The organism is Methylobacterium durans (assembly GCF_003173715.1).
Classification (GTDB): Bacteria; Pseudomonadota; Alphaproteobacteria; order Rhizobiales; family Beijerinckiaceae; genus Methylobacterium; species Methylobacterium durans.
The window spans coordinates 136,394-162,653 of sequence record NZ_CP029550.1 but is presented as its reverse complement, the minus strand read 5'-3'; the positions used below and the strand labels follow the sequence as shown (position 1 = coordinate 162,653).

Annotated in this window: 24 protein-coding genes and 3 pseudogenes; 18 read left to right on the top strand and 9 right to left on the bottom strand. The window is 70.3% G+C overall.

The window, feature by feature from the left end:
- Positions 1 to 7 precede the first annotated feature (7 nt).
- From DK389_RS00670 to DK389_RS00655, 4 genes and pseudogenes are all read left to right on the top strand, one after another.
- Complete coding sequence (locus tag DK389_RS00670; RefSeq protein WP_109886828.1) at positions 8 to 484, top strand: hypothetical protein; 477 nt, start codon at positions 8 to 10, stop codon at positions 482 to 484.
- A 434-nt stretch (positions 485 to 918) separates the two neighbouring features.
- On the top strand, positions 919 to 1,944 hold the full coding sequence (locus DK389_RS00665) for a Rieske 2Fe-2S domain-containing protein (RefSeq protein WP_109895860.1): 1,026 nt from the start codon (positions 919 to 921) through the stop codon (positions 1,942 to 1,944).
- A 68-nt stretch (positions 1,945 to 2,012) separates the two neighbouring features.
- Positions 2,013 to 3,073: pseudogene (locus DK389_RS00660) on the top strand (MBL fold metallo-hydrolase).
- A gap of 171 nt (positions 3,074 to 3,244) precedes the next feature.
- Complete coding sequence (locus DK389_RS00655; RefSeq protein ID WP_236960497.1) at positions 3,245 to 4,885, top strand: methyl-accepting chemotaxis protein; 1,641 nt, start codon at positions 3,245 to 3,247, stop codon at positions 4,883 to 4,885.
- A gap of 73 nt (positions 4,886 to 4,958) precedes the next feature.
- On the opposite strand, the gene hslU is transcribed toward DK389_RS00655, so the two are convergent.
- From hslU to DK389_RS00620, 7 genes are all read right to left on the bottom strand, one after another.
- Positions 4,959 to 6,272 carry an ATP-dependent protease ATPase subunit HslU gene (gene hslU, locus DK389_RS00650; protein WP_109886825.1) on the bottom strand — a complete coding sequence of 438 codons (1,314 nt, stop codon included), beginning with the start codon at positions 6,270 to 6,272 and terminating at the stop codon, positions 4,959 to 4,961.
- Positions 6,273 to 6,447: 175 nt separating this feature from the next.
- Entirely contained in the window at positions 6,448 to 8,118 is a 1,671-nt protein-coding gene (locus DK389_RS00645; RefSeq protein ID WP_109886823.1) for a methyl-accepting chemotaxis protein, read from the bottom strand.
- A gap of 76 nt (positions 8,119 to 8,194) precedes the next feature.
- Complete coding sequence (gene hslV, locus DK389_RS00640) at positions 8,195 to 8,731, bottom strand: ATP-dependent protease subunit HslV (protein ID WP_109886821.1); 537 nt, start codon at positions 8,729 to 8,731, stop codon at positions 8,195 to 8,197.
- 97 nt (positions 8,732 to 8,828) lie between these two features.
- On the bottom strand, positions 8,829 to 9,224 hold the full coding sequence (locus DK389_RS00635; protein WP_109886819.1) for a GFA family protein: 396 nt from the start codon (positions 9,222 to 9,224) through the stop codon (positions 8,829 to 8,831).
- Positions 9,225 to 9,282: 58 nt separating this feature from the next.
- Complete coding sequence (locus DK389_RS00630) at positions 9,283 to 10,404, bottom strand: ATP-dependent DNA helicase (protein ID WP_109895858.1); 1,122 nt, start codon at positions 10,402 to 10,404, stop codon at positions 9,283 to 9,285.
- Positions 10,395 to 11,330, bottom strand: a complete 936-nt coding sequence (gene hemF, locus DK389_RS00625; protein ID WP_109886817.1) for an oxygen-dependent coproporphyrinogen oxidase — start codon at positions 11,328 to 11,330, stop codon at positions 10,395 to 10,397. Before hemF ends, DK389_RS00630 begins: the two co-directional genes overlap by 10 nt.
- Before the next feature lie 4 nt (positions 11,331 to 11,334).
- Complete coding sequence (locus DK389_RS00620; RefSeq protein ID WP_109886815.1) at positions 11,335 to 11,835, bottom strand: tRNA (cytidine(34)-2'-O)-methyltransferase; 501 nt, start codon at positions 11,833 to 11,835, stop codon at positions 11,335 to 11,337.
- 102 nt (positions 11,836 to 11,937) lie between these two features.
- Here DK389_RS00620 and DK389_RS00615 point away from each other — a divergent pair, with 102 nt between their 5' ends.
- The 14 genes and pseudogenes from DK389_RS00615 (at position 11,938) to coaA (ending at position 24,919) form a co-directional block, all read left to right on the top strand.
- Complete coding sequence (locus DK389_RS00615) at positions 11,938 to 13,857, top strand: ABC transporter ATP-binding protein (RefSeq protein WP_109886813.1); 1,920 nt, start codon at positions 11,938 to 11,940, stop codon at positions 13,855 to 13,857.
- Between the two features lie 76 nt (positions 13,858 to 13,933).
- Positions 13,934 to 15,373, top strand: coding sequence for an MATE family efflux transporter (locus tag DK389_RS00610; RefSeq protein WP_109886811.1), 1,440 nt, complete (start codon positions 13,934 to 13,936; stop codon positions 15,371 to 15,373).
- Between the two features lie 199 nt (positions 15,374 to 15,572).
- Positions 15,573 to 16,151, top strand: a complete 579-nt coding sequence (petA, locus tag DK389_RS00605) for a ubiquinol-cytochrome c reductase iron-sulfur subunit (protein ID WP_109886809.1) — start codon at positions 15,573 to 15,575, stop codon at positions 16,149 to 16,151.
- Positions 16,152 to 16,175: 24 nt separating this feature from the next.
- Positions 16,176 to 17,461 (top strand): annotated as a pseudogene (locus tag DK389_RS00600) (cytochrome b).
- 22 nt (positions 17,462 to 17,483) lie between these two features.
- On the top strand, positions 17,484 to 18,380 hold the full coding sequence (locus DK389_RS00595; RefSeq protein ID WP_109886807.1) for a cytochrome c1: 897 nt from the start codon (positions 17,484 to 17,486) through the stop codon (positions 18,378 to 18,380).
- 202 nt (positions 18,381 to 18,582) lie between these two features.
- Complete coding sequence (locus DK389_RS00590) at positions 18,583 to 19,458, top strand: S-methyl-5'-thioadenosine phosphorylase (RefSeq protein WP_109886805.1); 876 nt, start codon at positions 18,583 to 18,585, stop codon at positions 19,456 to 19,458.
- A 112-nt stretch (positions 19,459 to 19,570) separates the two neighbouring features.
- On the top strand, positions 19,571 to 20,158 hold the full coding sequence (hisB, locus tag DK389_RS00585) for an imidazoleglycerol-phosphate dehydratase HisB (RefSeq protein WP_109886803.1): 588 nt from the start codon (positions 19,571 to 19,573) through the stop codon (positions 20,156 to 20,158).
- Positions 20,159 to 20,194: 36 nt separating this feature from the next.
- Positions 20,195 to 20,679: pseudogene (locus tag DK389_RS00580) on the top strand (DUF2628 domain-containing protein).
- A 31-nt stretch (positions 20,680 to 20,710) separates the two neighbouring features.
- Complete coding sequence (gene hisH / locus DK389_RS00575; protein ID WP_109886802.1) at positions 20,711 to 21,373, top strand: imidazole glycerol phosphate synthase subunit HisH; 663 nt, start codon at positions 20,711 to 20,713, stop codon at positions 21,371 to 21,373.
- Positions 21,374 to 21,410: 37 nt separating this feature from the next.
- On the top strand, positions 21,411 to 22,166 hold the full coding sequence (gene hisA, locus DK389_RS00570; RefSeq protein ID WP_109886800.1) for a 1-(5-phosphoribosyl)-5-[(5-phosphoribosylamino)methylideneamino]imidazole-4-carboxamide isomerase: 756 nt from the start codon (positions 21,411 to 21,413) through the stop codon (positions 22,164 to 22,166).
- 26 nt (positions 22,167 to 22,192) lie between these two features.
- On the top strand, positions 22,193 to 22,681 hold the full coding sequence (locus DK389_RS00565) for a DUF29 domain-containing protein (RefSeq protein WP_109886798.1): 489 nt from the start codon (positions 22,193 to 22,195) through the stop codon (positions 22,679 to 22,681).
- 7 nt (positions 22,682 to 22,688) lie between these two features.
- Positions 22,689 to 23,465 carry an imidazole glycerol phosphate synthase subunit HisF gene (hisF, locus tag DK389_RS00560; RefSeq protein WP_109886796.1) on the top strand — a complete coding sequence of 259 codons (777 nt, stop codon included), beginning with the start codon at positions 22,689 to 22,691 and terminating at the stop codon, positions 23,463 to 23,465.
- 111 nt (positions 23,466 to 23,576) lie between these two features.
- Positions 23,577 to 23,900 carry a phosphoribosyl-ATP diphosphatase gene (locus tag DK389_RS00555; RefSeq protein ID WP_109886794.1) on the top strand — a complete coding sequence of 108 codons (324 nt, stop codon included), beginning with the start codon at positions 23,577 to 23,579 and terminating at the stop codon, positions 23,898 to 23,900.
- A gap of 26 nt (positions 23,901 to 23,926) precedes the next feature.
- On the top strand, positions 23,927 to 24,919 hold the full coding sequence (gene coaA, locus DK389_RS00550; RefSeq protein WP_109895856.1) for a type I pantothenate kinase: 993 nt from the start codon (positions 23,927 to 23,929) through the stop codon (positions 24,917 to 24,919).
- A gap of 10 nt (positions 24,920 to 24,929) precedes the next feature.
- Here the strand turns inward: coaA and thpR are convergent, their stop codons facing one another.
- On the bottom strand, positions 24,930 to 25,469 hold the full coding sequence (gene thpR / locus DK389_RS00545) for an RNA 2',3'-cyclic phosphodiesterase (RefSeq protein ID WP_109886792.1): 540 nt from the start codon (positions 25,467 to 25,469) through the stop codon (positions 24,930 to 24,932).
- A gap of 7 nt (positions 25,470 to 25,476) precedes the next feature.
- A complete protein-coding gene (locus DK389_RS00540; RefSeq protein WP_109886791.1) occupies positions 25,477 to 26,157 on the bottom strand; it encodes an arylesterase in 681 nt (226 codons plus the stop codon).
- Between the last annotated feature and the right edge of the window lie 103 nt (positions 26,158 to 26,260).

The window sequence follows — 26,260 nt, the reverse complement described above, 5'->3', positions numbered from 1 at the left end:
CCCGCCGATGTCGGAACCCGCCCGTCAGTACCCGTCGCATGAGAGCGGTCGCCCGGCTCCCGGCCCCTTGCGCGACTGGCTCGCCGCGATGAAGGCCCACACGCCGCCCGCCCAGGAGAAGTCGGCCGAGCGGGCCGCACGCCCCGAGGCGCCCCGCGCCGCCGAGGCCCAGCCGAACTGGGCGCCGCGCCTCGTACCGCCGAAGCCGGCCCAGGCCGAGCGCGCACCCGCAGAGCCCGTCCGCAACGCGGTCGAGGGCGAGGACATCTCGGAGCTGATGGCCGAGAACCTGATTCTCAAGGCGAAATTGCGGGTCGAGGCGGATCGCTATGCCGAGTTGCAGGCGATCCTCGCGCAGGAGATCCGGGATCTCCGCAAGCACGTCCAAGAGGAGATGAGCGCGCTCGACGCCGTGCGCGAGGAGCGTGATCTCTGGCGGGCGCGGGCCGAGGCGCTGGCGCAGCCGCTCTTCCAGAAGCGCTGAGCCTCCGACCCAAATTCGAAAAGCCGAAGGGCCGCCCGAGAGGGCGGCCCTTCCATTGCCGAACCGCGGTCCGGCCGAAACTGTCTCGCGTCTCGGAACGCTTTACGCGAAAGCGCCGGAGGCGACGGTCCAGGTCCGGAGAGCCGACGACCGCGGCTGATGACAATGAGACACTGGATCACCTCCTTTCGTTAGTTGTGGGAGCCCCAAGGTAGGAAACCGCACGGGCGATGTGAAGGCCCCCGCCTGCGCCCTCTCGCCGCTGCCGGACCGGCGCTGGCCAGCACTGGCGGGGACGATTAAAGAGGGCGGCCCCTTTCGGGCCGCTTCGACGGCCGGAAGCCCGAAGCTCGCGGTCCCTCGTGTCGAACGCTCCCCTCCAGACCCTGCGCCAAGCAGCACCTGCCGACGAGGCCGCCCTCGATCCGGACGCCATGCGCCAGCCGCTGCCGGACGCGTGGTACTGCGTCGGCCGCGCGGAAGCGCTGAAAGCCGGGACGCTCCGCTCGGTGCAACTGAACGGCGAGCTGATCGTGATGGGCCGCGACGGGGAGGGCGCGCCCTTCGCCCTGCGCGACCGCTGCCCCCACCGGGGCATGGCGCTCTCGAAGGGCCGCTTCGACGGCGATGCGCTGACCTGCCCGTTCCACGGCTGGCGCTTCGGCACGGACGGGCGCTGCCGCGACGTGCCGACGCTCTCCGCCTCGGACGCTGCCGACCTCTCGCGCATCGCCGTGCAGCGCTTTCCCGTCCGGGAGAGCGCGGGCTTCGTCTGGGTCAACCCGCATCTCGGGGCTTCAGGGAGCGACGTGCCAGCCGTGCCCGAGCTCGACTTCGAGCCCGCGGGCTGCGTCGTGGTGGCGCTGGAGGTCGAGGCTTCGTTCGACCTCACGACGCTCAGCCTCGTCGATCCGGGCCACGTCGCCTTCGTGCACGATTCCTGGTGGTTCCGCCCCTCGAAGGAACTGCGCGAGAAGGTGAAATCCTTCCGACCGACGCCGCACGGCTTCACCATGACGAGCCACGCCACCAGCAAGAGCTCGCCGGTCTACCGGCTGCTCGGCGGCGTGCCCGACGTTGAGATCGAGTTCCGGCTCCCCGGGGTCCGCCTGGAACGGATCAGGGCCGGCTCGAAGCGGGTGGCGAACTACACGTTCGCGACGCCGATGACCCAGAACCGGACCCTGCTGACGAACGCCCTCTATTTCAGCGTGCCGGCCCTCAAGCCCTTGCAGCCCGTCGCCAAGCTGCTGATGCGCCAGTTCCTCACCCAGGACCAGCAGGTTCTGCAGCACGCGCAGGCGGGCCTCGACCGCAAGCCCACCATGGTGCTGTTCGGGCAGGGCGATCTGCCCTCGCAATGGTATTTCCGCCTCAAGCGCGAGGCGCTGCAGGCGGCGCGCGAGAGCCGCGCTTTCGCGAATCCGCTCCAGTCGCAGGAGCTGCGCTGGCGCTCCTGAGGCGCGGTGCGTGCGGCACGGAGACATGACGCCTTGACGGGATCACGGGCCAAGCCATCTCCCCGTCGATGAAACGGCGAAGCCTCCTCGCGGCCGCCAGCGCCGCCACCGTGATGACGCTGGGCGGCGTCGGGTATGCCGCGCACCGGCGCAGCCGCAATCCCTATTACCAGGGTCCGAAGAGCGACCATTTCGACGGGGTGCGCTTCCACAGCCCGGATCAGGCCGCCGACAAGGATCTCGCCGAGGTGATCCGCTGGCAGCTCGCGCGCCAGGGCGAGCCCTGGCCCGCAAGCTTCCCGAGTCCGTTTCCGGCCGACAGGCCGCCCGAACGCTCCGAGACGCTCCGTGTCGTGCTCATCGGCCACGCGAGCTACCTGTTCCAGGTCGCCGGCCGCAACATCCTGGTCGATCCGGTCTACGCCAAGCGCGCGAGCCCGGTTCGGTTCGCGGGGCCGAAGCGCGTCAATCCACCGGGGGTCGCGTTTGCTGATCTGCCGCCGATCGATGCGGTGCTGATCACCCACAACCACTACGACCATCTCGACGGGCCAACCGTCGCACGCCTCTGGCAGGCGCATCAGCCCTTGATCGTGGCGCCCCTCGGCAACGACGCGATTCTGCGCTCCTACGACGAGACCATGCATGTCGAGCCGCGGGACTGGGGCGAGAGCGTCGATCTCGGCGCCGGGCTCGCGGTCCACCTCGTGCCGGCCAACCATTGGTCCGCCCGGGGCTTGAACGACCGGCGTATGGCGCTCTGGTGCGCCTTCGTGATCACGGGACCGCACGGCGTCCACGTCCATGTTGGCGACAGCGGGCTCGGCGACGGCAACGTCTTTCGCTCGCTGCGCGACCGCTTCGGTGCGCCCCGCCTCGCGACGCTGCCGATCGGGGCCTACGAGCCGCGCTGGTTCATGCAGCCGCAGCACATGAACCCCGAGGACGCGGTCGAGGCGGTGCGGCTGCTCGGCGCCGAGCAGGCGCTCGGCCATCACTGGGGCACCTTCCGCCTCACCGACGAGGGCGTCGAGCGGCCGCTCGAGGCCCTGGAACGCGCGCTCGAGGCGGCCGGGCGCCCGGCCGACAGCTTTCTCCCCTCCGTCCCGGGCAGGTCTGGGCAGCCTGAGCGATCAGGATCGATCGCGCGGAACCGTACCGATTGAAACGAGACGCTAAGACACCCGTGCCAAGATGTTCGCTCCAAGCAGAGCAGATGCCGATCGAGCGAACGATTTCCATGCATAGGTTTAGCAGCCTCACGACCAAGATCATCCTCCTAGCCGGTGCGGCGATCGTCTTGACGGTCGGTATCCTCCTCGCTGCTGCGAGCCATCAGATCTGGTCGCAGATCGAAGACAAGCAGCGTGAAGAGGCTGAAACCCATCTGAGGACGCTCTCGCTCGTCTTCGCCGGCAAGGTCGCAGGCGCCTCAGTCGGCCTCGACGGCTCACGGGTCGAGCGCGTCGTGGCGCCCGATCTCGGGAGCCTGAGCGATCTCACGATCGTCGACGACGTCACCGCCTTCATCGGCGGCAACGCCACGGTCTTCGCCAGCGAGGCTGGCAGCGACCGCTACCTGCGCCGCATCACCAACGTGAAGAAGGAGAACGGCGAGCGCGCCGTCGGCACCGCTCTGGCGGCCGACCACCCGGCCCAGGGCGCGATCCGGGCCGGCCGGGCCTATTCGGGCACCGTCACATTGTTCGGGCGCCCCTTCTACACTCTTTACCATCCGACCTTCGACAGGGCGGGCACCGTCAACGGCATCCTCTACATTGGCATCCCCCTGGAGCGGTACCACGCGGATTACGCGGCCACGATGTGGACGATGGCGCTGCTCAGCCTCGCCGTGGCCGTCCTCGCCTGCCTCGTCATGATCCCCATCGCAGTCAGGATGTTCCGTCCTCTCAACGAGATCGCCGCGCGCACGACGCGCCTTGCCGAGGGCGACCTCGACAGGCCGATCCCCTCGCAGGCGCGCCGGGACGAGATCGGCGCCGTGGCGCGCGCGCTCGGCACCCTGCGCGACACGAGCCGTCGCGCCCGCAGCCTCGAGTCGGATCAGCGCATGGCAGGCGAGGGCGAGCGGCAGCGCCGGGAGCTTCTCGACGGCGAGGTCGAGCGGTTCCGCGTACGCGTGCAGCAATCGATCGCGACCTTCAACGCGCGCACCGGCGAGATGCGCGAGCGCGCGGCGGCGATGAGCGCCGTCTCGGCCGAGGCCAACGCGGCGATCGACGGCGCCTCTGCCGGCTCGCGGGAGACATCCGCCAACGTCCAGACCGTGGCGAGCGCAGCCGAACAGCTCGCGGCCTCGATCGCCGAGATCCAGGCCCGGATCGAGCGGGCGAAGGGCGAGGTCGATGGCGCTCTCGGCGAGGCGGAATCGATGAACGCGCAGGTCGGCGACCTCGCAGCCTCGGCCCAGCGCATCGGCGACGTGGTCGGCCTGATCCGGGCCGTGGCCGAGCAGACGAATCTTCTGGCGCTCAACGCCACGATCGAGGCGGCGCGGGCCGGAGAGGCGGGCCGCGGCTTCGCGGTGGTCGCCGCCGAGGTCAAGGAGCTCGCCGGACAGACGGCGCGGGCCACCGACGAGATCGCGGCCCAGGTCGCGCGGGTTCAGGGTGCGACCGGCGTCGCCGTCGACGCGATCGGCCGGATGACGAGCCGGATGGGCTGCATCAGCGCCACCACGGCCGACATCTCGGGCGCGGTCGCCGCGCAGGGCGCCGCCACCGACGAGATCTCCCGCAACGTCGGCGAGACCGCCCAGACCAGCGTCGCCATCGCCCGCGACCTCGGCACCGTCTCGAACGCAGCACAGCGCACGTCCGAGATGGCCTCGACGGTGGAATCGGCCGCCTCGTCGGTAGAGGACGTGGCTACGGGGCTCGAGGCCGAGATCGGCCGCTTCCTCAAGGCGGTGGCGGCCTGAACGGAACGCGCCTCTCCTTCCTCATGCGGAGAGGAGAGGCGCCCTCGCGCCCCTGAAGGGCCGCGACGCGAATTCAGAGGATGAACCGGCTGAGATCCGCGTTCGCCGCCAGGCTCTCGACGCGGTCGCGCACGTAGGCTGCATCGATCGTGATCGTCTCGCCCGCGCGATCAGTCGCCGTGAAGGAGATGTCGTCGATCACGCGCTCCAGCACGGTTTGCAGCCGACGGGCGCCGATGTTCTCGACCGAGGAATTCACCTCGACCGCGACGCGGGCCAGAGCGTCGACCGCGTCCTCCGTGAAGGCGAGGGTGACACCCTCCGTCTCCATAAGCGCGACCGTCTGCTTGATCAGGCTCGCCTCGGTCGCGGTGAGGATCTGCCGGAAATCGTCCACCGTCAGCGGGTTCAGCTCCACGCGGATCGGCAAGCGCCCCTGCAGCTCGGGCAGGAGGTCGGCGGGCTTCGAAACGTGGAAGGCGCCGGACGCGATGAACAGGACGTGGTCGGTCTTCACCGGCCCGTGCTTGGTGGCCACCGTCGTGCCCTCGATGAGCGGCAGCAGGTCGCGCTGCACGCCCTCGCGGGAGACGTCGGCGCCCGACCGGCTCTCGCGGGCACAGATCTTGTCGATCTCGTCGAGGAAGACGATGCCGTTGTCCTCGACCTCGCGAACCGCCTCCTGGATCAGGGCATCGTTGTCGACGAGCTTGTCGGATTCCTCGGCGAGCAACGGCGCGTAGGCGTCGCGCACGGTGATGCGGCGCGGCTTCCCCTTCGCGCCGCCGAGCGCCTTGCCCAGCATGTCCCCGAGGTTGATCGCCCCCATCGAGGCGCCGGGCACGCCCGGGATCTCGAACATCGGCAATCCGGCCGGCGCACCGGAGGCGAGCTCAAGCTCGACCTCCTTGTCGTCGAGGTCGCTGTTGCGGAGCTTCTTGCGGAAGCTGTCGCGGGTCGCCTGGCTGGCGGTCGGTCCGACGAGAGCGTCGAGGATGCGGTTCTCGGCCGCCGCCTCCGCCTTGGCCTTCACCTCGCGGCGCTTCTCCTCGCGCCGCAGCCCGATGCCGACTTCGACGAGGTCGCGCACGATCTGCTCGACGTCCCGCCCGACATAGCCGACTTCCGTGAACTTCGTGGCCTCCACCTTGAGGAAGGGGGCGCCCGCGAGCCGGGCGAGGCGGCGGGCGATCTCGGTCTTGCCGCAGCCGGTCGGTCCGATCATCAGGATGTTCTTGGGCGCGACCTCCTCGCGCAGCGGGCCCTTCAGTTGCTGGCGCCGCCAGCGGTTGCGCAGGGCGATGGCGACCGCGCGCTTGGCGTCATGCTGGCCGACGATGAAGCGGTCGAGTTCGGAGACGATCTCGCGGGGAGAGAAGGTGGTCATCGGGCTCCAATCGGATGCGGCAGCCGGAGTCCGAAACGTCCGCCCGGCAAACCCCTGCGCCGCGTCGCACCCGAAGCCGGTCGGAGGGGCGAAGCAGCGCTCATGCCGGGGATTTAGGCGTGCGAGGCCGCGCCCGGAAGGCGCAGCCTCGCTTTTCGCCCGGGATCGACGTCCGTCAGGCGGCGCGCACGCCGCTTACGAAGCCGTCCACCTCGCGGCCGAGGCTCTCGGATTGCCGGGTCAGGTCGCCCGCGGCGGTGAGAACCTGCGTCGCGCCCGTGCCCGCCTGGAGCGCGGCGCGCTGCACCTGCGCCATCGTCTCGGTGACTTCCTGGGTGCCGCGGGCGGCGTCGTTGACGCTGCGGGCGATCTCCTGGGTGGCGACCTGCTGCTCCTCCACCGCGGCCGCGACGCCGAGGGCGATCTGGTGGACGGTGCCGATCGTGTCGCTGATCTCACCGATGGCGCCGACCGTATCGCGGGTGGCGTCCTGGATGGTGGCGATCTGTGCTGTGATCTCGTCGGTGGCGCGCGCGGTCTGGGAGGCCAGTTGCTTCACCTCCGCGGCGACGACGGCGAAGCCGCGTCCCGCCTCGCCGGCGCGGGCCGCCTCGATCGTTGCGTTCAGCGCCAGCAAGTTCGTCTGGCCGGCGATGTTCGAGATCAGGGCCACCACCTCGCCGATGCTCGAGGCGCTGCGGGCGAGCATCTGCACCCGCTCATTGGTCCGGCGGGCGCTCTCGACGGCACCGGCGGCGGCCTGCGAGGTCTGGGTGACCTGCATGCCGATCTCGTTCGCCGTGGCGGCCAATTCCTCGGTGGCGGTGGCGACCGCCTGCACGTTCATCGAGGTCTCGTTCGCTGCAGCCATCACGGCGCTCGACTGGCGATTCGTCTGCTCCGCATTGGCTGCCATGGTGCGGGCGGTATGCTCCAACTCCGCGGCGGCGCCCGCGAGATTTCGGACGAGGCCGCCGACGCTGCCCTGGAACCGGTCAGCGAGGCCGTTCATCTCGGAGCGCTTGCGCGTGCCGGCCTCGACGCTGGCGAGATCCTGATTGTGCCGCAGCTCTGCACTCTCCTGCATCGAGGCGGCGAAGACCTGCATGCTGCGCCAGATCGCGCCGATCTCGTCGCGGCTCGGATGGACGGCCGGCAGGTTGTGATCGCCCTCGGCAAGCCGGCGGATGGCGGCCGAGACCGCCCCGAGGGGCCGCGAGATCTGGCGGTATCCGACGAAGCCGCCGAGCGCCGCGCAGGCGAGAGCTCCGCCGATGGCGATGAGGAGGAGGAGCCGCAGGCGCTCCGCGTAGAGGTCGTCCGTCGCCTTGTCGATCGCCTCGACCTGGGCGCGGCTTCTCTGGACGAGGGAATCGACCCCGGCCTGGAAAGCCTTGCGGTTCGCACGATTGTCGTCGTTGAAGCCGAGTTCCGTGGCCGCCTTCGGCGAGACCTCGACGCCTCGTTTGGCGAGTTCGGTGCGCAGGCTCGTGAAGGCGGCGGCGTCCTTCAGCATCTGCTCGAAGACGGGACGGTCCGCGGCGGAGACGTGGGGCGCCCAGTCCTTCAGGAGCGCGTTCATCGCGCCGAGGCTCTTCAGGAGACCCTCCGCGTACTTCCTCGCCTCGGCCGTGTCGGCGGAGGCGTAGATGCCGCGGGATTCCACTACCACCTCGGTGACGAGCCGGTTGAGGTTCGCCCCGTTGAGCGCGTGCGTCGAGGCGCGCTTCACGTCCGAGATTGCGTCATTGAACGTGTGCAATGTGGTGACGCTGACGGCAGCGCCCGCCAGGGTGACGAGCGTGCAGGCTCCGACGAAGCCGAGGATCTTGGTCTTGATCTGCATTTTACAACCTGGGGGCGCATTTCCGCTCCCAAACGTTGCAAGAAACTGCTCAAGACACCGTTAACGTGACCATTCTTTAGTCAGCGCCAGCCTCCAGAGCCTCGATCACGAGATTTCCGTTCGTGTAGACGCAGATCTCGGCCGCAATACCGAGGGCTCTGCGCACGATCGTCTCGGCGTCGTGCTCGCTGTCTTCCAGAGCTCGCGCCGCGGCGAGCGCGAAATTGCCGCCCGAGCCGATCGCCATGACGCCACCCTCCGGCTCCAGGACATCGCCGCTGCCGGACAGAAGCAGGCCGACATCCTTGTCGGCCACCAGCATCATCGCCTCGAGGCGGCGGAGATAGCGGTCGGTGCGCCAATCCTTGGTCAGTTCCACGCAGGCGCGGGTGAGTTGACCCGGATATTGCTCGAGCTTGGCCTCCAGCCGCTCGAACAGCGTGAAGGCATCGGCGGTCGCACCCGCGAACCCGCCGATCACCGCGCCCTTGGCCAGCCGCCGGACCTTGCGGGCATTGCCCTTCACGATGGTCTGCCCGAGGCTCACCTGACCGTCGCCGCCGATCACGACACGCCCGTTCTTTCGCACCATCAGGATGGTTGTGGCATGCATCTGCGGCGGATGGCCGGTTTCGGAATGGGGCAAGGGACGCTCCGGTCGGGGGATCGATACCGCGCTCAGGTAGGCGCTGCGGTGCGGCGCTCCAAGCCTATCCGGGGAAGCGCGGGAAGCGGGGCAGCGCGTCGAAACGCTCGAACCAGTTGGGCGCTTCCGCGGTCTGGATGCGCGCCTTCGGAGGCAGGGCGTCCGGATCGTCGAGGGTCGCGGTCTGAATGTCGACCTGACCGGGAAAGATGGATTCGTTCCGGTAGAAAAGCCCCGTGCCGCAGGTTCCGCAGAATTCCCGCAGGGTGCCCGGGGAGGATTCGTAGCGCGCGGGGTGGCCGGTGATTGCGAGGCGCTCCTGCGGGAACAGCGCCCAGGCCACCATGGGCGCCCCGGCCGACCGGCGGCAATCGGCGCAGTGGCACACGGACGCGTGGCCCGGCTCACCCTCGGCGGAATAGCGGATCGCGCCGCAGCGGCAACCTCCCGTCAGAACCATCACCGATCCTCCGTTCCCGGCCTGTGTCGCATGCCCGTCCGCGGCCCGACAACCCGGCTCAGGTCACGACGGTGATCGCCTGGGCCGCCCGCGTCAGCCCTGTGTAGAGCCAGCGGGCGCGGTGCTCGCGGAACGCGAAGGACTCGTCGAAGAGCACCACCTTGTCCCACTGGGACCCCTGCGCCTTGTGCACGGTCAGCGCGTAGCCGTAGGTGAACTCGTCGGTCTCCCGGCGCAGGAAAGCCGGGATCTCCTCCTCCGAGCCCTCCATCACGGCGCGCAGGACCTTGATGTCGGTGGGCCGGCGGCGCAGGGCCGGGTCGTCCTCCGGCACCACGTCGAGGCGGATCGTGTCGGGACGCGGCGGGGCGCGGAGCGCGTGCACCGTCCAGGTCGAGCCGTTGAGAAGGCCCTTCGTCCGGTCGTTCCTCAGGCAGACCAGTTTCTCGCCCACCGCCGGCATCGGATCGGTCTGTCCGCCGAGTTCGCGGATCCGGTTGTTGTAGAGGCGGCGCGTCCTGTTCATGCCGACCAGGACCTGATCGGATTCAAGCACCATCATCGGGTCGAGGTCGCGCCGCGAGATCACGCGGCTCAGACCGTAATCGCCGCGCTCGAGGCGGCCGCCCTCGCGCACGGTCATCGCCATCCGGACGATCGGGTCGTCGGCGGCCTGCCGGTGGACGTCGGTCAGCATCACGTCGGGCTCGGCCTCCGTGAAGTAGCCGCCGCCGCGCACCGGCGGCAACTGGGCCGGGTCGCCGAGCACCAGCACCGGCTTGTCGAAGGAGAGCAGGTCGTTGCCGAGGTCGACATCGACCATCGAGCACTCGTCGATGACGATGAGTTCGGCCTTCGCGGCCGGGCCCGACCGGTTGAGGGTGAAGGTCGGGCCGCCCTCGTCCGTCTCCTTGGTGCGGTAGATCAGGCTGTGGATGGTCTGGGCGTCGTGGCAGCCCTTCTGGCGCATCACCGAGGCCGCCTTGCCGGTGAAGGCGCCGAACACGACCGTGCCGTCGACGTCGTCGGCGATGCGGCGGGCGAGCGTCGTCTTGCCGGTGCCGGCATAGCCGAACAGCCGAAAGACCTGGGCCCCACCCCCTTTGCGCCACGCGTCGATGGCTTTCAGCGCCGCATCCTGCTGCGGCGCGAAGCGCGTCGGCAGGTCGCTCACGGCCAGCGGACGGTGGGCGGCAACGAGGACAGGATCGAGGCGACGTTGCCGCCGGTCTTCAGGCCGAAGATGGTGCCGCGATCGTAGAGCAGGTTGAACTCCACGTAGCGCCCGCGCCGCACCTGCTGCTCCAGCCGGTCGGCCTCGGTCCAGGGCGTCGCGAGATTCGCCCGCACGATCTCGGGATAGACCGACAGGAAAGCCTGGCCGACGTCGCGGGTGTAGGCGAGGTCCGCCTGCGTGTCGCCGGTCCAGTGGTAATCGTAGAAGATGCCGCCGATGCCGCGGGGCTCGTCCCGGTGCTTCAAGTGGAAATACTCGTCGCACCACGCCTTGTAGCGGGCGTAATCCGCGGCCGGAGCGTGCGCCTCGCAGGCCGTCCGCAGGGCCGCGTGGAAGGCTTGCGTATCCGGATCCTCCTGCGTCCGCCGCCGGTCGAGCACCGGCGTCAGGTCCGCGCCGCCGCCGAACCACGCCCTGGTCGTCACCACGAAGCGGGTGTTCATGTGGACCGTGGGCGCGTTCGGGTTCCACGGATGGGCGATCAGCGAGATGCCGGTGGCGAAGAAGCGCGGGTCTTCCGCCGCGCCCGGCATCTGCGCCCGGAACTCGGGGGCGAACTCGCCGTGCACCGTCGAGATGTGCACGCCGGCCTTCTCGAAGACCCGGCCCTTGAGCATCGCCATCACGCCGCCGCCGCCGGGCGCGCCGCTGTGGTCGGTGCGCTGCCAGGGCGTCTTCACGAAGCGGCCGGGCTCGGGGGGAGCATCCGGATGGAAGGGCCCCGTCGCCTCGTCCTCGATCGCTTCGAGGGCGACGACGATCCGGTCGCGGAGCGTGGCGAACCACTGGCCCGCCTCGCTCTTCAGGGCGGTGAGGTCGTCCGCGGAGGGCAGGGGGGCCGGCGGGGTCGTGGTCGTCGGATCCGTCATGGGATCAGGCTTTCCCATCCGCCGGGCGACGCGTCAATTCGGCGAGGTTCACGTCCGCTCCGGTCTGCCGGATCGCCTCGCCAGCGATCATCCCGGCGCACACCGCGACGTTGATCGCGCGCATGCCCGGCCGCATCGGCACGACGATGCGGGCATCGGCCGCCGCGTGGACCTGCTCCGGCACGCCGGCCGATTCGCGGCCCATCAGCAGGCAATCGTCGGGGGCGAAGGCGAAGTCCGTGTAGGGCAGGGCGCCGCGCGTGGTGGCGAGAACGAGGCGGATACCGGCCTCGTGCCGCCACGCCTCGAAGGCGGACCACGAGCGGTGGCGGGTGATCGCGACGTGATCGAGGTAGTCGAGGCCGGACCGGCGCAAGTGCCGGTCCGAGACGTCGAAGCCCGCGGGCTCGATGATCTCGACGGGAAGACCGAGGCAGGCCGCCATCCGCAGCATCGTGCCGGCGTTCTGGGGTATGTCGGGCTGGTAGAGGGCGAGGCGCAGCATCGGTTCGTCACGGGACTTCGGTCCGTGCGGCATCGCCGCCCGGTTGGCAGAGCGTCAAGAGCGCATACATCGGGGGGCTCATCCGGAATCCGGTTCAGCCCCATGTTCCTCGACTGGCTCGAGCGCCGCATCGACCCGTTCGCGCCCTTCGACGAGGGGCGCATGCCCCCGAAGACCGTGCTCGGTTTCGCGGCCTTCTACCTGCGGCCGATCCGAGCGGCGCTCCTCGTCCTGCTCGTCATCTCGCTCGTGGCGGGCACGATCGAGGCCTCGCTCTACCTGCTGATGCGCTGGTTCATCGACCTGATGAGCACCGCCGACCGGGCCAGCGTGCTCCATGAGCACGGGCTTGCCATCGCGGGGGCCGTCGCGCTCGTGGCCGTGGTGCGGCCGATCTCGATCTGGCTGCACGAGGCCTTCTCGAATCAACTTGTCGTGCCCCAGGCCACGAATCAGGTCCGCTGGCGCGCCCACCTCTACACGCTCGGCCACTCGCTCTCTTACTTCCAGGCGGATTTCGCCGGGCGTCTCGCCAACCGGGTGGTGCAGGTGGGGCCGGCCGTGCGCGAGCTCGCCGTCGTCTTCATCGACACGCTGCTCTACGTGGCGATCTACGCCGTCACGGCGGTCGGCCTGTTCGGCTCGATCTCGCCCTGGCTGGCGCTGCCGGTCGTCGTCTGGGTCGTGGCCTACACCGCGCTCACCGCGTGGTTCGTGCCCCGGGCGCGCAAGCGCTCGCACGCCACCGCCGACACCCGCTCCACCCTCGTCGGGCGCGTGGTCGACAGCTACACGAACATCCTCACCGTCAAGCTGTTCGCTCGCACACAGGAGGAGCGCGCCGCGGTGCGCGAGGCGGTGGACGTCCACACCAAGGCCTACCTGCACCAGTTCCGCCTGGTCACGACGACGACGGGGCTGCTCGGCATCCTGAACAGCCTGCTCATCCTGGCGACGGGCAGCGTCTGCCTCCTGCTCTGGCAGCGCAACGGCCTGACGACCGGCGAGGCCGCGGCGGGCCTCGCCCTGGTGCTGCGCCTCATCGCGATGTCGGGCTGGGTGATGCAGACGGTGCGCGGCATTTTCGAGAATGTCGGCGTGATCCAGGAGAGCATGCAGACGGTCTCGCGCCCGCACGCCGTCGTCGACGCGCCCGATGCCGGGACGCTCGCCGTGGCCGGCGGCGAGATCCGCTTCGAAGGCGTCGACTTCCATTACGGCCGCGGCGACGCCAACGTCATCGAGGACCTGAACCTCACGATCCGGGCCGGCGAGAAGGTCGGCCTCGTCGGCGTCAGCGGCGCCGGCAAGACCACGATCACCTCGCTCCTTCTGCGCCTCCACGACCTGGAGGGCGGCCGCATCCTCGTCGACGGGCAGGACATCGCCCGCGTGAGCCAGGATTCCCTGCGCTCGGCCATCGCGGTCGTGACGCAGGACACCTCGCTCCTCCATCGTTCGATCCGCGACAACATCGCCTACGGGCGCCCCGAGGCGACCGAGGCCGAGATCGAGCGCGCGGCGCGCCTCGCCCACGCGGACGCCTTCATCCGCGAACTCGCCGACCACAAGGGCCGGCGCGGCTACGAGGCGCAGGTGGGCGAGCGCGGCGTGAAGCTCTCCGGCGGCCAGCGCCAGCGCATCGCCATCGCCCGGGTGATCCTGAAGGATGCCCCGATCCTGATCCTCGACGAGGCGACGTCGGCCCTCGACAGCCAGGTCGAGGCGGCGATCCAGGAATCCCTCGACACGCTGATGGCGGGCAAGACCGTGCTCGCCATCGCCCACCGCCTCTCGACCATCGCCGCCCTCGACCGGCTCATCGTCATCGACGAGGGCCGCATCGTGGAGGAGGGGACGCACGCGGACCTAGTCCGTCGCGGCGGCCTCTACGCCCGGTTGTGGGAGCGGCAATCGGGCGGTTTCCTCGCCGACCGCAAGGGGGAGGGAGCGCAAGACGACAACGGCAAGAGCCAGGGCGACGGCAGGGAGCGTCGAATTCCTGACGCGGTCCGGCGCTAGGCCCGTCGACGCGCACGCCCTCGCATCGGCGGCCGGCTCGCCTTCCGCCTGCCCAACACCTCGGGACCTCTCGACCATGTCGGCACTCGGTCTCGCGGCGCCAGTCGCGCGGGAGCGGGAGATCCGTCGCCCGTACGGCACGGAACTTCGCGCCACCCTCGCGCTCGCCGCGCCCCTCGTCGTCACGAACCTCGCCCAGCACGGCCTCGTGACGAGCGACGTCGTGATCCTCGGCCGCCTCGGCGCGGGGCCGGTCGCGGCCGGAGCGCTGGCGACGAGCCTGTACTTCGTCCTGTTCATCTGCGGCATCGGCCTGACGATGGCGGTGGCGCCCCTGATCGCCGAGGCGCGGGGCCGGGACCGGGCGCGGGCGGGCGCGGCCACCGATCCGGACGCGCTCCGCCGGATCGTGCGGGCCGGGTTCTGGGCGGCGACGCTCGCGTCCGCGCCGCTGATGCTGCTCCTCTGGCACACCGGCGCATTCCTGCATGCGCTCGGCGAGCCCGCCGACCTCGCGGACGCGGCCGGCACCTACATGCGGGCTCTGCAATGGGCGATGTGGCCGGCCCTGCTGTTCCTCGTCCTGCGCTCGACCCTGACCGCGCTGCAGCGGCCCGGCTGGCCGCTCGCGGTGAGCCTAATGGCTCTGCCCGTGAACGTGCTCCTCGCGGTCTGGTTCTCCTACGCGGGCGGGCTCGGTCTCGGGCCCGTCGGGGTCGCGCTCGGGACCACGCTCACCGCCTTCCTCAGCCTCGCCGCCCTCTGCGCCGTGGTGCTGCTCGATCCGGGCTTCCGGCGCCACCGGATGCTTCACCGGCTCTGGCGCTTCGATCCGGCGCGGCTGCGGTCGCTTGCCGGCCTCGGCGTGCCGATGGCGGCGACGGGGCTCGCCGAGGCCGGCCTGTTCGAGGCGGCGGTGCTCGGCATGGGTCTGTTCGGCACGGCGCAGCTCGCCGCGCACGCGGTCGTGATTCAGATCGCGGCCTTCTGCTTCATGGTGCCGAACGGGATCGCCCAAGCCGCCACGGTCCGGGTCGGCCTCGCCTACGGCGCGCGGGACGCCGCCGGCATCCGCCGCGCGGGCCTCGTGGCGCTCGGCCTCGCCTTCGGCTTCATGCTCCTCTGCGCGCTGATCCAGGTCGCCCTGCCGGAGACGTTGATCGGGCTGTTCCTCGACCGCTCGGCGCCCGCCAATGCCGGGGTGCTGCCTTACGCCACGGCCTTCCTGATGCTCGCGGCGCTGTTCGCGGTTTCGGACGGCGTGCAATCGGCCGCGCTCGGCATGCTGCGCGGGCTGCAGGACACGCGGGTGCCGATGCTGATCGCGCTCGTGGGCTACTGGGGGATCGGCGTGCCGGTCGGCGCCGGTCTCGCCTGGATCGCGGGTCTCGAAGGCACCGGCATCTGGCTCGGCTTCTGCGCGGGCCTCCTCGTGGTGGCCGGCCTCCGCGTCGCCCGCTGGTTCCGCCTGACGGGGCTCCGCCGGCCGCGCCGAGCAGCCGCCGCGGCGCGGTAGGAGCCCCGGACACAATCCTCTCGTTTGTGCACCGCTGCGGCGCGGGTCAGCTTGACTTCGGGCGACGCGCGGTCGCATTGCACACTTTAGAACGATAATGCTTCGGTCCCCCACGGGCTGGCGTTCCTCGAGAGCCTCATAGGTCCCGGTCGCTCGGACGCGGCCGGACCCGTCGTTTGCATGCTTGGAGTTTCCGACCTTGGCAGACACCGTGGCCACAGGCGTTGCCGCCCCACACGGGGCTGAAGGAACGCGACGCGACTTCCTCTTTCTCGCCACCGGAGCGGGCCTCGCCGTGGGCGTCGGCGCCGTGGCGTGGCCGTTCGTCTCCTCGATGGCCCCCGACGCCGCGACCGTCGCAGCCGGCGCGCCGATCGAGGTCGATCTCGCCCCGATCCAGGAGGGCCAGATCATCAACGTGTTCTGGCGCGGCAAGCTGATCTTCGTCCGGAACCGGAGCGAGAAGGAGATCCAGGATCTCCGCGCGGTGCCGATGTCGGATCTCATCGACCCGCAGACGGACGCCGCCCGCACCAAGGAGGGCCACGAGAAGTGGCTCGTGGTCTACGGAAACTGCACGCATCTCGGCTGCGTGCCGGCGGGCCATTCGGGCCCGTACGACGGCTGGGCCTGCCCCTGCCACGGCTCACTCTTCGACGCCTCCGGCCGCGTGCGCCGCGGCCCCGCCCCGAGCAACCTGCCCGTCCCGCCCTACGCCTTCCAGACCGACACCAAGATCCGGATCGGCGAAGAAAGCGGCGGCAAGGCCGCGGCCTGACCTGAGGGAGATGCGGGTAGCATCATGAGCGCACACGCCACCACCTACGTCCCGAAGAGCCGCTTCGCGAAGTGGTTCGAGTCTCGCCTGCCGATCGCGGGCCTGATCCACTCCTCGTTCATCGCCTTCCCGGTGCCGCGGAACCTGAACTATTTCTGGACCTTCGGCGCGATCCTGATCGCGATGCTCGGCGTCCAGATCGTCACCGGCGTCTGGCTGGCGATGCACTACCAAGCCTCCGCGACCGAGGCGTTCAACTCCGTCGAGCACATCATGCGCGACGTGAACTACGGCTGGCTGCTGCGCTACGCGCACGCCAACGGCGCCTCGATGTTCTTCGTGGCAGTCTACATCCACATTTTCCGCAGCCTCTATTACGGCTCGTACAAGGCCCCCGCGAGGTGCTCTACATCCTCGGCGTCATCATCTACCTGCTGATGATGGCCACCGCCTTCCTCGGCTACACCCTGCCGTGGGGCCAGATGAGCTTCTGGGGGGCGACCGTCATCACCAACATCCTGGCGGCGATCCCCGTGGTCGGCGACACGATCCAGAGCCTGCTCTGGGGCGGCTACTCGGTCGGCAACCCGACCATCAACCGCTTCTTCTCGCTGCACTACCTGCTGCCCTGGATGATCGCCGGCGTTGTCGTGCTCCACGTATGGGCGCTGCACGTCACGGGCCAGAACAATCCGACCGGCATCCCGATCAAGACCGGCAAGGATGCGGTGCCCTTCACCCCCTACGCGACGATCAAGGACGTGTTCGCCACGGTGGTGTTCATGATCCTGTTCGCGTGGTTCATCTTCTACCAGCCGAACTACCTCGGCCACGCCGACAATTACGTGCCGGCCAACCCCGCGGTGACCCCGGCCCATATCGTGCCCGAATGGTACTTCCTGCCGTTCTACGCGATCCTGCGCGCGGTGCCGGACAAGCTCGGCGGCGTCGTCCTGATGTTCGGCGCGGTGCTGATCCTCGCCTTCGCCCCCTGGCTCGACACGTCCCGCGTCCGCTCGACCAACTACCGGCCGATCTACCGGCAGTTCTTCTGGCTGTTCGTGATCGTCTGCATCGTGCTCGGCTGGCTCGGCGCGAAGCCCCCGGAGGGCGGATACGTCCTCGCGGCGCGCATCTGCACCGCCTACTACTTCGCCCACTTCCTCCTAGTGATGCCGCTGGTGGGCCTGTTCGAGACGCCGAAGGCGCTGCCGGGCTCGATCCTGGAGAGCGTCACCGGACCGGGCAAGCAGGTGAGCGGCTCTGGGCTCCCGGCGGGTGCCGCCGCGTCGCCGACGACCAAGGGTTGAGGACAGGGGACACGAGAGAGACATGAAGACGACACGCGTCCTCGCCGCCTCCCTGTTCGCGGCCCTTCTCGGCGCCTCCGCCCTGCCGGCGCTCGGCGCCGAGGCGCCGCAGCCTCCGCGCGAGAAGTGGAGCTATGCCGGAGTGTTCGGCCGGTTCGACCAGGCTCAGCTCCAGCGCGGCTTCCAAGTCTACAAGGAGGTCTGCGCCGCCTGCCACAGCATGAAGCTCGTGGCCTTCCGCAACCTCTCGCAGGAGGGAGGGCCGGGCTACAGCGCCGCCCAGGTCAAGGCGCTTGCCGCGACCTACCAAGTCAAGGACGGGCCGAACGACTCGGGCGAGATGTTCGAGCGCCCGGGCCGCCCGGCCGACACCTTCCCGCCGCCCTTCCCGAACGACCAGGCGGCAGCCGCGGCGAACGGCGGCAAGGCGCCGCCGGACTTCTCGGTTCTCGCAAAGGCCCGCACCTACGAGCGCGGCTTCCCCTGGTTCATCTCCGACGCTCTGCCGTTCTTCGGCTACAGCGAGCAGGGCGTGGACTACATCCACGCGCTCCTCAACGGCTACGAGGATCCGCCCGAGGGCAAGGAGGTGCCGGCGGGCACCTACTACAACGAGTATTACCCGGGCCACCTGATCGCTATGCCCAAGCCCATCAGCGACGGGCAGGTGACCTATCCGAAGAACGACGCCGGCGAGCCGGTCGTGCCGGAGACGGTCGACCAGTATTCGAAGGACGTCGCGGCCTTCATGGCCTGGGCGGCCGAGCCGCACATGATGGCCCGCAAGGCTCTCGGCTTCCGGGTGATCCTGTTCCTGATCCTGCTCTCGGGCCTGCTCTACTACGTGAAGAAGCGGGTCTGGGCGGATGTCGGCGGGGAAGTCCACGGCCTTCAGCCCGAGTTGCACAAGACCTACTGAGACGGCGAAGCCGCACCGTCCCGGACGGGCCCCTCGCGGGGCCCGTTCTCGTTTCGGGGCGCCGCCCAGGGAGGCGCCCTTGCGGCGCGGCGCGCCCGCGTGCAGGGTTCCGGCAGCTTCCGCCTCCCCCTTGGAGGGGAGGGGACGACGCCGGACACGGCCGTCGGCGCCCGGGCGCCCCTCCAACAGCGGAAACGACAGCATGAACGCAGCGGTGCTCGGGGTGATCGGCGGTTCCGGCGTCTACGACCTGCCGGGCCTGGAGGATGTGCGCGAGGAGCGGATCGCCTCGCCCTGGGGCGAGCCCTCGGATGCGCTGCGGATCGGGCGGATCGGCGAGACCAGGGTCGTGTTCCTGCCCCGGCACGGGCGGGGGCACCGGCTCTCGCCTTCCGGCATCGACTACCGCGCCAACATCGACGTGCTGAAGCGGGCCGGCGTGACCGACCTCGTGTCGCTCTCCGCCTGCGGCTCGTTCCGCAACGAGCTGCATCCGGGCCTGTTCGTCCTCGTCGACCAGTTCGTCGACCGCACGCACGGGCGCGACGCATCCTTCTTCGGCAACGGCTGCGTCGCCCACGTCTCCCTCGCCCACCCGGTCGGGCCGGGGCTGCAGCGGCGGATCATGGCGGCCGCCGAGGCCGAGGAGATCCTGGTCCATCGCGGCGGCACCTACGTCTGCATGGAGGGGCCGCAATTCTCCTCGCTGGCGGAATCGAAGTTCTACAAGGCGCAGGGGTTCGACGTGATCGGCATGACCAACATGCCGGAGGCCAAGCTCGCTCGCGAGGCCGAGATCACCTATGCCACCATCGCCATGGTGACCGACTTCGATTGCTGGCACCCCGGCCACGACGCCGTCGACGTCGCCTCCGTGATCGCGGTGGCCCGCGCCAACGCCGACCGGGCGGCCCGGCTCGTGGCCCGGCTCGCCCGCGACTTCCCGGCCGAGCGCGAGGACTGTCCCGTCGGCTCGCACCGGGCCCTCGACGGCGCCATCATGACGGGGGCGGAGCACCGCGATCCGGCGCTGCTCGCCAAGCTCGACGCGGTGGCGGGCCGCGTCCTGCGCGCCTGAGCGATCCGGCGTCCCCGCTTTTCGCCGGCCGCCAATGTGACACGCGGCGCTTTGATGCGTAGAAGGCGCGAGCCGGCCCTCTCGCCGGCGCCGCGAACCCATTGAAAGTACGATGCGCTCTGCCAGCATCAGCCGCCGGACGGCGGAGACCGACGTCACCGTCTCGATCGATCTCGACGGGACCGGAAAGGCCGACATCGCCACCGGCGTCGGCTTCCTCGACCACATGCTGGAGCTGTTCGCCCGGCACGCCCTGTTCGACGTCACCGTGAAGGTCCAGGGCGACCTCCATGTCGATCAGCACCACACCACCGAGGATGCGGGCATCGCGCTCGGCCAGGCCTTCGCCAAGGCGCTCGGCGACAAGCGCGGCATCGCGCGCTACGCCGACATCCACCTGCCGATGGACGAGGCCCTGACCCGGGTCGCTCTCGACATCTCGGGCCGCCCGTTCCTCGTCTTCCGGACGCAGTTCCGGGTCGAGAAGATCGGCCGGTTCGACACCGAGCTGGTGCGCGAGTGGTTCCAGGCGTTCGCCGGCAATGCGGGACTGACCCTTCACGTCGAGACGCTCTACGGCGACAATGCGCACCACATCGCCGAGAGCTGCTTCAAGGGGCTGGCGCGGGCGCTGCGGGGCGCCGTCGCCGTCGATCCGCGCGAGGAGGGCCGCGTGCCCTCCACCAAGGGCTCGCTCTGAGGCGTGCCGCCGCCCTGCGGGGCAGGAGGACCGGACATGCGAAGCTACACGCTGCACCTGCCGCGGGATTCACGGGCGGGCGAGTCGCTCGGGCTCGACCGAGCGCAGATCGTGCCGGACGGCTTCTCCTGGGGTGCCTTCGCCTTCTCCGTCCTGTGGTTCTTCTTACACCGGCTCTGGCTCGCGGGCCTCGGGGTGCTCGCCGGGCTGATCGCCATCGCGGTGCTGGGGCGCGTCCTCGGCCTGTCGCCGTTCACCGGCTTCCTGGTCACGCTCCTCGTCTCGGTCCTGATCGGCCTCGAAGCGTCGAGCCTGCGCCGCTGGACGCTCGCGCGCCGCGGCCGGCCGGTTCGGGACGCGGTCGTCGCGGGCTCGGTCTCGGAGGCCGAGAGCCGCCTGATGGCGCGCTGGCTCGATCCCGCCGTGTGCCCCACCCGGTCGCCCCGTCCTTCCAGGCTTCCCCGAGCCGCGGAGCCCAGCCGGTGATCGGGATGTTCCCCTTCCAGGAGGGCCGCCGGTGAGCGGCCGCGCGAGCATGAGGACGCGTCAGGCGTGAGCGAGGAGACCGTCGCGATCATCGATTACGGCTCGGGCAACCTGCACTCGGCGGCCAAGGCCTTCGAGCGCGCCGCCCGCGAGGCCGGGCTCGACCGCACCCGCATCGTCCTGACGAGCGACCCCGACCTCGTGGCGGCGGCCGAGCGGGTGGTGCTGCCGGGCGTCGGCGCCTACGCCGATTGCCGGCGCGGCCTCGACGCGGTGCCCGGCATGGTCGAGGCGATGACGGGCGCCGTGCACGGGCGCGGCCGGCCCTTCCTCGGCATCTGCGTCGGCATGCAGCTGATGGCGACCCGCGGGCTCGAATACGAGACCACCGCCGGGCTCGACTGGATCCCCGGCGATGTCGGCCCGATCCGCCCCGCCGATCCGGCCCTGAAGGTTCCTCATATGGGCTGGAACACGCTCCACCCGGACCGTTCGCACCCGCTCCTCGACGGCATCCCGACGGGCGAGGGCGGCCTGCACGCCTATTTCGTGCACAGCTACGCCCTCAAGGCCGACCGGCCGGAGGAGGTCGTCGCCCACACCGAGTACGGCGGCCCGGTCACGGCGATCGTCGGGCGCGACAACCTCGCGGGCACCCAGTTCCACCCCGAGAAGAGCCAGCGCCTCGGCCTTGCGCTGATCGCGAACTTCCTCCGCTGGCGGCCCTGAGCTGCCCGCGATCACCCCCGAGACGAGTTCCACGACCGTGATCCTGTTCCCCGCCATCGATCTCAAGGAAGGGCGTTGCGTGCGCCTCGTGCAGGGCGACATGGCCCAGGCCGTCGTGTTCAACGACGACCCGGCGGCGCAGGGAGCGTCCTTCGAGGCGCAGGGCTTCTCTTGGCTTCACGTGGTCGATCTCGACGGCGCCTTCGCGGGCGCGCCGATGAACGCGGCGGCCGTGGAGGCGATCCTCGCCCGGGTGAGCCTGCCGGTGCAGCTCGGCGGCGGCATCCGGGACATGAAGACCCTGGAGGCGTGGCTCGAAAAGGGCGTCAGCCGGGTCATCATCGGCACGGCCGCCGTGCGCGACCCGGCCTTCGTGCGGGAGGCCGCCCGCCGCCACCCGGGCAAGATCGCCGTCGGCATCGACGCCAAGGACGGCAAGGTCGCGGTCGAGGGATGGGCGCAGACCTCCAGCATGAACGCGGAGGAGCTCGGGCGCCGCTTCGAGGATGCGGGCGTCGCCGCGATCATCTACACCGACATCGCCCGCGACGGCATCCTGAAGGGGCTCAACATCCCGATGACGCTGGCGCTGGCGCAGGCCGTGCGGATCCCCGTCATCGCCTCGGGGGGGCTCGCCTCGATCGAGGACGTGCACCGCCTGCTCCAGCCGGATTGCGCGCTGCTCGCCGGCGCCATCACCGGCCGCGCCCTCTACGACGGCCGCATCGACCCGGCTGCGGCGCTCGCCGCGATCCGCACGGCGGAGCGGGGGGCCTCAGCCTCCTCTTCGTGATATCGTGGCCGCTCGGGAGTCACGCGATGTCGGTTGCGGCAAAGACGAAGGCCCGGACGCCGCCCCGCGGGGCGTCCTACGAGGCCGATTTCTACAGCTGGACGCAGGAGCAGGCCGCGCGCCTGCGCGCCGGTGCGCACGCGGCCCTCGACGCGGAGAACCTCGCCGAGGAGATCGAGAGCTTGGGCCGCAGCGAGTTCAACAGTCTCGTCGGCGCTTGGCGCGTCGTCCTACTGCACATGCTCAAGGTCGACCATCAGCCCGAGCGCCGGAGTCGAAGCTGGGCCATCTCGATCGCGGCCCAGCGCGCCAACGCGGGCTACGTGCTTCAGGACAATCCGGGCCTCAAGCGACGCCTCGACGAGGCATTCGCGCGCGCCTACCACGGCGCGCGCCTTGAGGCGGCGCGGGAGACCGGCCTGCCGCTCTCCGCCTTTCCGGAGACCTGCCCCTATACGCGCGAGGCGATGCTGACGCGCCCCTTCGACATCGACCCCGACAGCGTCACCCCGTAAGGCCCCCGTGCTCAAGACCCGCATCATCCCCTGCCTTGACGTGAAGGACGGGCGCGTCGTGAAGGGCGTGCAGTTCCTCGAGCTGCGCGACGCCGGCGACCCCGTCGAATCCGCCAAGGCCTACGACGCGGCGGGTGCGGACGAACTCTGCTTCCTCGACATCACGGCGAGCCACGAGGCCCGTGGCACGCTGCTCGACGTGGTGAGCCGCACGGCGGAGGCCTGCTTCATGCCGCTCACCGTCGGGGGCGGCGTGCGCACGGTCGAGGACATCCGCACCCTGCTGCTGGCCGGCGCCGACAAGGTCTCGATCAACACCGCCGCTGTGAAGGACCCCGACTTCGTGGCCCGCGCCGCGGAGAAGTTCGGCAACCAGTGCATCGTCGTGGCGATCGATGCCAAGCGCACCTCGGCGCCGGGCGAGCCGGACGCCTGGCAGATCTTCACCCATGGCGGGCGCACGCCCACGGGCATCGACGCGATCGAATTCGCCCGCACGGTCACGGCCAAGGGCGCGGGCGAACTCCTCGTGACCTCGATGGACAGGGACGGGACGCGTTCGGGCTACGATCTCGGCCTGACCCGGGCGATCGCGGACGCGGTCAGCGTGCCGGTCATCGCCTCGGGCGGCGTCGGCGGCCTCGATGACCTCGTGGCCGGCGTTCGCGACGGCGGCGCCAGCGCCGTGCTGGCCGCCTCGATCTTCCATTTCGGCGAGGCGAGCGTCGCCGAGGCCAAGGCCCACATGTCCGCCGCCGGGCTCGCGATGCGCCTCGGTGTGTAAACGCCGCCGAGTGTCAGCGACCGCGCTTGCCGCGCGTCCGGCATTGACGCAGTTTCGCGACACATCAGCGGACGACGATGCGCCCCGCAGCCCAGACGACATGACCGCGACATGAGCGATTTCACCCTCGACGACCTCGCCGCCCTGGTGGCCGACCGCGCGGAGGCGCCGGTCGATCAGTCCTACACGGCGAAGCTCCTCAGCGGCGGGCCGGCCAAGCCCGCTAAGAAGCTCGGCGAGGAGGCGGTCGAGGCGGCCATCGCGGCGGTCCAGGGCGACCGGGCGGGCCTCGTCTCGGAAGCCGCCGACGTGCTCTACCACCTCGTCGTGCTGCTGCGGGCAGGGGGAGTCGAGCTCGACGAGGTCATGGCGGAGCTGGCCCGGCGCACGGCGCAGGGCGGCCTCGCCGAGAAGGCCGCGAGGCGCCACACGTGAACGCCGTCTTCGGGTCGCAGAATCCGCTGCCGGAGCCCGATCCCGGTCCCGGGCAGGACCCGGTGACGGGGGAGGGGCCGCAGAGCCTCTCACCCTATCGGCTGTTCAAGCGTGAGGAGTGGGCGCAGCTTCGCGCCGACACGCCGCTGACCCTGAAGGCCGAGGATATCGAGCGGCTGCAATCGATCAACGACCCGATCTCGGTCGAGGAGGTCGTCGCGATCTACCTGCCGCTGTCGCGCCTGCTCTCCCTCTACGTCGCGGCGACCCAGGGGCTGTTCAAGGCGACGCAGCGCTTCCTGATGGCCGAGCGCGAGACCAAGGTGCCCTACATCATCGGGCTCGCGGGCTCGGTGGCGGTGGGCAAGTCGACGACGGCCCGCATCCTCGCCGCGCTGCTGGCGCGCTGGCCCAATACCCCGAAGGTCGACCTCGTCACCACGGACGGCTTCCTCCTGCCGAACGCGGAACTCGCCAGCCACGGGGCGATGGACCGCAAGGGCTTCCCGGAGAGCTACGACACGGCGGCGCTCCTGCAGTTCCTCCACGACGTGAAGGCGGGCCACAAGCGGGTCACGGCCCCGCTCTACTCGCACCTCGTCTACGACCGGGTGCCGGGCGAGGAGCGGGTGGTGGAGAGCCCTGACATCCTGATCGTCGAGGGCCTCAACGTCCTCCAGCCGGCGCGCCTGCCGCGGGACGGGACCGCTATCCCCTTCGTGTCGGACTTCTTCGACTTCTCGATCTACCTCGACGGGCACGAGGACGACCTGCACCGCTGGTACGTGACCCGCTTCATGAAGCTGCGCCAGACGGCCTTCCGCGACCCGCGCTCCTACTTCGCGAAATACGCAGAGGTGCCGGAGGACGAGGCCCTGCGCATCGCCGACAATCTCTGGACCTCGATCAACCTGCCGAATCTGCGCGAGAACATCCTGCCGACCCGGCAGCGGGCGAGCCTGATCCTCGCCAAGGGCGCGAGCCACCGCATCGAGAGCGTGGCGCTGCGCCGGCTGTGAAGCCCGCCCGTCACGCGAACGGAAACACCGCCTCCGTCACGTAGGGACCGCCCCCGGTCGATTCGCGCGCGGAGAACAGGGCAACCCGGGACGCGGTGAAGCGCAGGGGCTCGAAGAGCGGGGCCTGGGAGAGATACATCGCGACCGCCTCCGGGCTCGCCTCCCGGCGCAGTCGCGCCAGCGTCACGTGCGGCGTGAACTTGCGACGCTCCGGCTCGGCGCCGGCGCGGCGGGTGATGCGCTCCTGCTCGGCCTGCAGGTCGACGAGGTCCGGCACGGCCGCCACGGCAGCGAAAAGGGCGCGGGGCTTGTCGCCGCCGAAGCTCGACAGTCCCTCCAGCGTGACCGGGATCGGCCCGCGCGGGCGCGCTTCCGCGAGACCTTCGCAGAGATCGTCCGCCACAGTGCCGTCGACGTCGCCGAGGAAGCGCAGGGTGATGTGGTAATCCTCGGGCTCGATCCAGCGGGCGCCCGGCAGACCGCCGCGGCAGCGCGCGAGCGCCTCGCCGATCTCGGGCGGGATCTCGAGCCCGGTGAACAGACGCGGCATGGACGCCTCACTGCGAGGAGGGTTTCAGCTTTCCGAGGAAGCGCTCGACGGCGGGCAGGATGCCGGCGACGACGGCCTCCACGCCCTTGGCGTTCGGGTGCATCCCGTCATCGAGGTTGAGGCCGCGCTCGCCCGCCACGCCTTGCAGGAAGAACGGATAGAGCGCGACCCCGTATTTCTGCGCGAGATCGGGAAAGATCGCGTCGAACCGGGCGACGTAGTCCGGCCCGAGATTGGCCGAGGCGCGCATCCCGGCGAGCAGGACCGGGATGTTGCGCTCCTGCAGCCGCGCCAGGATCGTGTCGAGGGCCTTGCGCGTCACCGCCGGATCGGTGCCGCGCAGCATGTCGTTGCCGCCGAGTTCGAGAATCACGCCGTCCGTCCCGTCCGGCACCGACCACTCGAGCCGGTCCAGCCCTGCTGTGGTCGTGTCGCCCGAGACGCCGGCATTGGCGACCGTGACCGCGTGTCCCCTGGCGCGCAGCGCCCGCTCCAGGGCCGCCGGAAAGGCGGCGTCCGCCGGCAGGCGATAGCCCGCGGTGAGGCTGTCGCCGAAGGCGACGAGGTTCAACGAGCGCCCGGCCGGCGCGGCAGCGAGGGACCCGTTGAGCGATCCGAGTGCGGCAAAGAGCACCAGGAGCGCCGCGACGCGCCGCCCGCCTTGGCGTTCGGGCCGCGGGCGGCCCATATCGTCCCGGCGTTGCCGCGTCGCCGCGAGACGTGCCAAAGCGCACCGAATCATCCGCACCGAACCCCGACCTTCGTTTCATGCCCGCTCCCGCGCACAGATC